This window comes from Kitasatospora sp. NPDC002965, from assembly GCF_040611255.1.
GTDB lineage: Bacteria > Actinomycetota > Actinomycetes > Streptomycetales > Streptomycetaceae > Kitasatospora.
In genome coordinates this window covers 1-7,537 of record NZ_JBEXNT010000231.1, presented here as the reverse complement: position 1 = coordinate 7,537, position 7,537 = coordinate 1, and the positions used below count along the sequence as shown (strand labels likewise).

Genomic DNA, 7,537 nt, shown 5'->3' with positions numbered 1-7,537 from the left:
CTCGTCGACGAGGCCGCGCTGAAGGCCGCCGGCGCCCACGGCGTCGTCAAGATGGGCACCGCGATCCAGGGGCCGCGTTCACCGCCCCGGCGGGAAGGGGATCAGGGCGAGCACCGGCAGCAGCTCCCTTTCCTCGTACGCGAGGTGGGCCTCCAGTTCGGCGGACATCCGGGCCAGCTCGGCCCGGAACCGCTCAGGTTCGGCCGCGCCGATGTCGGACACCAGCGCGACCAGCTCGTCCTTGAGCCGGGTCACCGCCCGGTGCTCCTCGGCCAGCCGGTCGAGCACCTCCCGGAGGTGCGGGTGGCTGCGGGCCAGGGCCGGGAAGACGCCGTGGTCCTCGCCGGTGTGGTGCACGGTCAGGCCCTGGCAGAACGCCAGACAGTGCTGGCGGATCTGCAGTCCGAGCGCCGGAGCGTTCCCGGAGTCCGCGGCCGGGCCTCCGCCCGCCGCCGACCGGCCGCCCGGCGCCGACCGGCCCTCCGGCGCCCGCCCGGTCGCGGCCGCCGGGCCGCGAGCGAAGTGCGCCTCGGTCTCGGCCCGTACGTGCCGCAACTGGGAGCGCAGCCAGGTGTGCACCTCCAGGAGTTTGTCGGCGAGGTTCGCCACCTCACGGGGTTCCGGGGACCCGGCCCCGGCCGGGTCGGTGCCGGACTGCTCCAGCACGACGACGGGGAGCACCCGGTCGGTGTGTGTCTGGTAGTCGCCGTACCCGGGGGCCGCCCGCACCACGGCCGCGAAGAGGCGGTCCCGTCGCGGGCCCTCGCTCGGAACGGCGACCGCGTCGAAGGTCCCGGTGCCGAGTTCCACCCCGACCACCGGGTTGGCGAGCAGGTTGCGGTACCACTGCGGGTGCTCGGGCGCCCCGGCCGCCGAGGCGATGACCAGGAGCAGCCCCTCCGCCCGCACGTACCCGAGCGGTACCGTGTGCGGCCGGCCGGTGACGGCCCCGGAGGTGGTGAGGAGAAGCAGGTCGCTGCCCTCGAAGGGGCCGCCGACCCGTCCGCCGTTGGACCGGAACTCCGCGACGACCGCCTGGTTGAACGAGTCGAAGGAACCGGAGGACCGGGGGTCGGGCGTGTCGGACGAGCCCGGCGGAGTGAACGAATCGGAGGAACCGGACGGGCCGGACGAGCCGGACGAGCCGGGGGGATCGGACGGGGAGATGGGACTGGCAGAAACGGACATACGTCTGTGGAGTCTCCGAACGAGGGGAGTGAAGGCCACAGCGGCACACCGGTTCCGGCGCGGCAGGCGACAGGACGAAGCGAGCGCGCGGGCAACCGCCGCGGCCGCTCGGGTCAGATCAGGGGAGCGGAGTGTGAACTCATCGCGCATCGTCCCTCGGTGAAAGGTGCTCGCTCGGCCACCGGCCGGCCCAGTTCTCTTTGGCCGGCGCCACGCTGCACCTGATCATTAGAGCCACCGGGCCCGCCGTCTGTCAACGAGCGGGATCCGGAGGGCCGCCGGGCCGGTCGGGGCGGCGTCGAGGAACACGGCCGTCACGATCCCGAACCGTCACGATCCCGGGCCGTCACGCGCCCACGCGTTCACCCACCCGCCCCGTCACCCGGTCGCGACAGGACGAAGGGCGCGCCGCCCGTCCCTGGGGACCGGCGACGCGCCCTGCCGCGGAGGTCTCAGCGCAGGTAGGAGGCCAGACCCGCGGGCTTGAGGCCGGCGGCCTCGGCGGCGGCCAGCGCGCGCGGGAGGTCGGTGGCGAGGGTGTCGGTCCAGTGCAGCAGCACGACGTCGCCGGGCGAGAGGGTGCCCTCGTGCCAGACGTTGGAGGCGCCCCAGCTGAAGTCGGCGTTGGCGGTCAGCACGTGGCGGAAGCCGCAGTTGGCGGCGGCCTGCAGGGTGACGGCGTTCCACGCGAAGTACGGCGGACGGAAGACGGTCGGGGTGGTGCCGAAGGTCCGGGTCAGGGCGTCCCGGGCGTCGCAGATCTCCACCTGCTGCTCGGCGAGCGAGAGCGTGCTGAGGTCCGCGTGCGAGACGCTGTGGTTCTGGATGGACGAGCCGGGGGCGGCGGTGACCCGCTGGAAGAAGCCCGGGTCGGCGGCGGCCGGCATCGGCAGCGGGAAGGCGGTGATCGGCAGCTTGTGGTCGGTGATGAACCGCTCGGCCTCGGGGGTGCGCTGCCAGCCGTCGTCGACGGTGAAGAAGACCACCTTGTCGCTGGTCGGCACGGAGCCCGCGCCGGTCGCGGGGGCGGGCAGGGCTCCGTCCACCTGGACGTCGTCGACGGCGAACGGGCCCTGCTGGTACCAGCCGTGCACGTAGAGGCGGACGGTGCTCGCGGTCGGTCCGGAGGTGAAGCGGGTGGTCAGGCGCTGCCAGCCGCCGTTGGTGTTCTCCGTCCAGGCGGGGGCGGTCGGGCGGTCGGTGCCGGTGGCGCCGAGGAAGACGTACTTCCCGCGGACCCAGGCGGAGGCGGTGTAGGTGGTGTTGGGCTGCACGGAGACGGTCTGCACGCACTCGCCGGTGGAGTCGTCGCCGGCCGGGGTGACGCCGAGGGCGGACGTGCCCGAGTGCGGGGCGACGGTGGTCAGGGCGGCCTCGGCCGGACCGCCGGTGCAGCGCCAGCCGGGCACGCTGCCCCACTCGGCGAGCGAGGACGCGGGGATCTCGAACCCGGGGTTGGTGGCGATGTTGACGGAGGGCGCGGAGGCGTTCGGGGCGTCCGCGGAGGCGGGCGCGGCGAAGCCGGCGGCCAGCAGCGCCGCCGAGGCGGCCAGCGCGGAGAGGCGGGCGGCGACCCGCGAGGTGGCGCGCGGGGAGGCCGGGCGGGGCGACAGGCGCGCGGACAGGCGCGAGGACATGGACACGTGGCGACTCCTGCGTGGGGGACGCGCCCGTGGGGAGGGCGCGCGGAGAACGGGTTGGGGCGCTCCCCGAGGGGCGGGAGCCTTGGGCGTGCCGCACTCAGACCGAGGCAACAATGGACTGGACCACTCGGATCGTCAAGGGAACCGCCGGTGAACCGTGCGCCGTCTCCGGGGCGGCAAACGGGACAAGACGACCCGTCAGGGGACGTACAGTTCCTCGATGTCGTCCGCGTAGTACTCCGTGATCGCCGCCCGCCGAAGCTTCAGTGACGGCGTCATCAGTCCCTGGTCCAGCCCGAACTCGCGCGGCAGCAGCCGGAACGCACGGATCGACTCGGCCCGGGAGACGGCCGTGTTGGCCGCCGCCACCGCCCGCTGGATCTCGGCGTGCAGGTCCGCGTCCGAGAGCACCGCCCACGGGTCCAGCTGTTCGCGCCCGCGCGACTTCAGCCAGTGCGCCAGGGCCGCCGGGTCGAGCGTGATCAGCGCGGCCACGTACGGGCGGTCGTCGCCGACCACCAGGCACTGGGAGACCAGCGCGTGCGCCTCCACGCGGTTCTCCAGGGCGGTGGGGGCGAGGTTCTTGCCGCTGCTGGTGACGATCAGGTCCTTCTTGCGGCCGGTGATCGTCAAGTAGCCGTCCTCGTCCAGGTTGCCGAGGTCGCCGGTGCCGAACCAGCCGTCGTACAGCGACTCGGCCGTGCAGCGCGGGTGGTTGAGGTAGCCGTCGAAGACGCCGGGGCCGCGTACCCACACCTCGCCGTCGTCGGCGATGGCCACGGTGGCGCCGGGGACCGGCCGGCCGACCGTGCCCGCCCGCCGGCGTCCGGCGGGGTTGGCGGTGACGGCGGCCGAGGTCTCGGTCAGCCCGTACCCCTCGTACAGCTGGAAGCCGATCCCGGTGAAGAAGAGGGCGACCTCGCGGTCGAGCGTCGAACCGCCGCACATCACGCCGCGCACCCGGCCTCCGAACACCGCGCGCAGCCGCTGGTAGACCGTCCGCTCGTAGGCCAGGTGACGCAGCCGCAGGCCGGGGCCCGGACCGGGGCCCTGTCCGAAGGCGCGCTGCTCCCGTGCGGTCGCCCAGTCGACCGCCACCTGGCGGGCCTGTTCGAAGAGCTCGCCGCGCCCCGCCTCCTCGGCGGCCCGCCGGGCCTGCTGGAACACCTTGTCGAGCACGTACGGGACGACGTGCAGGAAGGTCGGGCGGTACGAGGCGAGGGCGGGAAGCAGGAGGTCGGTCGACACCTCGGGGACGTGGCCGATCCGGAACCCGGCGCGGACCGCCGCGATCTGCACCATCCGCCCGTACACGTGCGCCAGCGGGAGGAAGAGCAGGGTGGACGCCTGGCCGCCGCCGGTGTCCGCGAAGATGTCGCCCCAGCCGTCGAGCAGCGCGTCGGCCGCCGACGCCAGGCCGGCGTGCGTGATCAGGCACCCCTTGGGGCGGCCGGTGGTGCCCGAGGTGTAGACGACGGTGGCGATGTTCTCCGGCGAGACGCCGAGCCGCTGACGGTGGACCAGCGCGTCGGGGACGCCGCGCCCGTCCTCGACGATCGAGGCGACGCAGTCCCGGTCCAGCTGCCAGATGCCGGTCAGCTCGGGTAACGCGTCGCAGACGGCGCCGACCGTCATCGCGTGGTCCTCGTTCTCGACCAGGCAGGCGACCGCCTGTGTCTCGGCGAGGATCCAGCGGACCTGTTCCGGGGCGGCGGTCGGGTAGATCGGGACGGGTATCGCGCCGATCGACCAGAGCGCGTAGTCGAACAGCGTCCACTCGTAGCGGGTGCGGGACATCAGGGCCACCCGGTCGCCGTAGCGCACGCCGCGGGTGAGCAGGCCCTTGGCGAGGGCCAGCACCTCGTCCCGGAACGCCGCGGCGGTCACCTCGTGCCACTCGCCGCCGGGGGCGCCGTGCGCCCCGCCGTCGCGGCGGGCCAGCTGGACCAGGCCGGGGGAGCGTTCGGCGGTGTCGTACAGCGAGTCGGCCAGTCCGCCGGTGACCGGTGGTCCGGCGGGGGCGGGGGTGGTGAACTCGCGCACGATCCCCCCGATCACCCCGATCCCTCCTGCAGGTGGAGCGAAACTATCGGATAGCTCCCCGACTGCCCAGGGTTGTGACCGTGACGCGACGAGATCGGCACCGGTCCAGGGGGGGAGTGCCGGGGTGGGGGCGGCGCCGGACCCGGGGGAATGCGGCGGGATCCGGGATCTTGGGAACGATCCGGACACGATCCGGCCGGGTGCGGGAAGAGGACGGGTTCGACCCTCGAACGAGTGGTCAGGGCGTAGTAGGCTCTCGCAGACTTCGGGCCGGACCTCCCCGGCCGGGCCCGAATCGGCACCGGTCCGTACTCGATCCAGGCTTGGTCTGTACCACTTGTCGTTCGCACTCCCTTCCGCCCGCCCCCGTGCCGCGTCGCCCCGCTCACGCTCCGCCCGCCCCGCCCGGCTCCACGCCCGCTCCGCCCCCACACCGCTCCCGCCCAGCCCGGCTCCCAAGCCCGGAGCCCAGGTCCGGACCCCGCTCGGACGCCCGTCCGCGCACCGCTCCACCCCCACACCCCGTCCGCGCCTGGCACTTCCCGACCGAGGACTCCATGCGTCTGCGCAGCAGCTCGATCCGCGCGAAGATCATCGCGCTGCTCCTGGTGCCCATCGTCGCCCTGACCGCCCTCTGGGTGTACGCGACGCTCGCCACCACCGGAGACGTCTGGAGCCGGCTGGAGATCAGCAGTACGTACAAGAAGTTCGGGCCCCCGGTCGACCGGTACGCACACGATCTCCAGGTCGAGCGCCGGGCCGCCGTCAAGCGGCTGGCCGACCCCGCCTCACGGGCCACCCGGGACGCCTTCGAACAGGCCCAGGCCACCACCGACCGGAGCCTCACCCTGCTGCGGCAGTTGAAGGACGGTGACGGCGGCCGGCTCGACGAGGCCCAGCGCGGGCGACTCCTCCAGGTCCTCGCCGCCGCCGACCAGCTCACACCGCTGCGCTCCCAGATCAACCGCGGCGCGCTCAACTGGGAGTTCACGCTCGGCCAGTACAGCGACCTGATCAAGCCGACCTTCGGCTTCCGGTCCGCCTTCGTCGCCCGCCAGAGCGGCCAACTGCCCCGGCAGGGGACGATCCTCATCGAGCTGGTGCGCGCCCGCGAGTACCTGGCCCAGGAGGACGCGGCCATGGAGGGGCTCCGGACCGCGACCGGTCGGCCCACCGCGGAGCAGTACCAGGTGGCCATCGACGCCCTGCACAACCAGCAGGCGCTGTTCACCGTCTACATCGCCGAGCTCGACCCGGCCGACCAGGCCGACTACATCGCGCTGCGCGGCGGTGAGGCGTGGGCCGCGCTGGCGCGGGCCGAGGCCGACTTCGTCGGCGCGGGCGGCCCGGAGCGGGTGGTCCAGGCGATCAACGGCGACGCGTGGCGGGAGACCGCGGACCGGGCGCTGGGCGACCTCGCGGCGATCAACACCCGGCTGGCCGGCACGATCGACGACCGCGAGCACTCCTACGCGATCGGCATGCTCTGGCGCGGCGGCATCGCCGGTGTGATCGGCCTGGTCGCCGTGGTGCTGTCGATCGTCATCTCCTACCGGATCGGCCGCGGCCTGGCCCGCGAGCTGATCGGCCTGCGGAACGCGGCCAACGAACTGGCCGGCACCCGCCTGCCCTCGGTCATGCTGCGGCTGCGCAAGGGCGAGGCCGTGGACGTCGCGACCGAGGCACCCGAGCTGCAGTTCGGCTCCGCCGAGATCGGCCAGGTCGGGCGGGCCATCAACGCCGTGCAGCGGGCCGCCGTCGAGGCGGCGGTCGAGCAGGCCGAACTGCGCCGCGGCGTCTCGGCGGTCTTCGTCAACCTGGCCCGCCGCAGCCAGGTGCTGTTGCACCGCCAACTGACGCTGCTGGACACCATGGAGCGGCGCACCGAGGACCCGGCGGAGCTGGAGGACCTGTTCAAGGTCGACCACCTCACCACCCGTATGCGCCGGCACGCCGAGGGCCTGATCATCCTGGCCGGCGGCTCGCCCGGCCGGGCCTGGCGCAAGCCGGTGCGGATGGTGGACGTGGTGCGCGCCGCCGTGGGCGAGGTCGAGGACTATGCGCGGGTGATCGTCCGACCGTTCCCGGGCACCGGGCTGCTCGGCAGCGCGGTCGCGGACGTCACCCACCTGGTCGCCGAACTGGTCGAGAACGCGGCGGTGTTCTCCCCGCCGAGCACCCAGGTCACCGTCCAGGGCGAGGTGGTGGCGCACGGCTTCGCGCTGGAGATCGACGACCGCGGACTCGGGCTGAGTGATTCGGCGCTCGCCGACATCAACGAACGACTCGCGGTGGAGCAGGAGTTCGACCTCGCCGACACCGACCGGCTGGGCCTGTTCGTGGTCAGCCGGCTGGCCCGGCGGCACGGCATCCGGGTCCACCTGCGGCCCTCGCCGTACGGCGGCACCACCGCGGTGGTGCTGATCCCGCGCGAACTGCTGGCCGAGGCGCCGGACGGACTGCCCGAACCGCCGCCGGCCACGGGTGCGGCGGGCGGCCCGTACGGCGGTGGCACCGGCGGCGCCTACGGCGGCCCGGCCGCCGGACCGGCGACCGGCCCGTCCGGTGGACGGCGCCCGGTGGCGGGGCGGCGCGGGCAACGGGACCTCGTCGCGGTGCCCGCGCTCGGCCCGGACGGTGCCGGCGAGGACGGCCGGGCCGAC

Annotated in this window: 4 protein-coding genes and 1 pseudogene; 2 read left to right on the top strand and 3 right to left on the bottom strand. The window is 74.0% G+C overall.

Features of this window, described 5'->3' with window-relative positions; genetic code table 11:
- Positions 1–69: pseudogene (locus tag ABZY91_RS40730) on the top strand (PTS sugar transporter); the annotation flags it as partial.
- Positions 70–78: 9 nt separating this feature from the next.
- On the opposite strand, the gene ABZY91_RS40725 reads toward ABZY91_RS40730, so the two are convergent.
- The 3 genes from ABZY91_RS40725 to ABZY91_RS40715 form a co-directional block, all read right to left on the bottom strand.
- Complete coding sequence (locus tag ABZY91_RS40725; protein ID WP_355409137.1) at positions 79–1,188, bottom strand: nitroreductase/quinone reductase family protein; 1,110 nt, start codon at positions 1,186–1,188, stop codon at positions 79–81.
- 452 nt (positions 1,189–1,640) lie between these two features.
- The gene (locus tag ABZY91_RS40720; RefSeq protein WP_355409135.1) at positions 1,641–2,825 is read right to left on the bottom strand and encodes a polysaccharide deacetylase family protein; all 1,185 of its coding nucleotides are present in this window, start codon (positions 2,823–2,825) and stop codon (positions 1,641–1,643) included.
- Positions 2,826–3,029: 204 nt separating this feature from the next.
- Positions 3,030–4,874, bottom strand: coding sequence for an AMP-binding protein (locus tag ABZY91_RS40715; RefSeq protein ID WP_355409139.1), 1,845 nt, complete (start codon positions 4,872–4,874; stop codon positions 3,030–3,032).
- Positions 4,875–5,431: 557 nt separating this feature from the next.
- On the opposite strand from ABZY91_RS40715, the gene ABZY91_RS40710 reads away from it, so the two are divergent.
- Positions 5,432–7,537 (top strand): ATP-binding protein (locus ABZY91_RS40710; protein ID WP_355409133.1); only part of this gene is annotated, 2,106 nt, incomplete at its 3' end.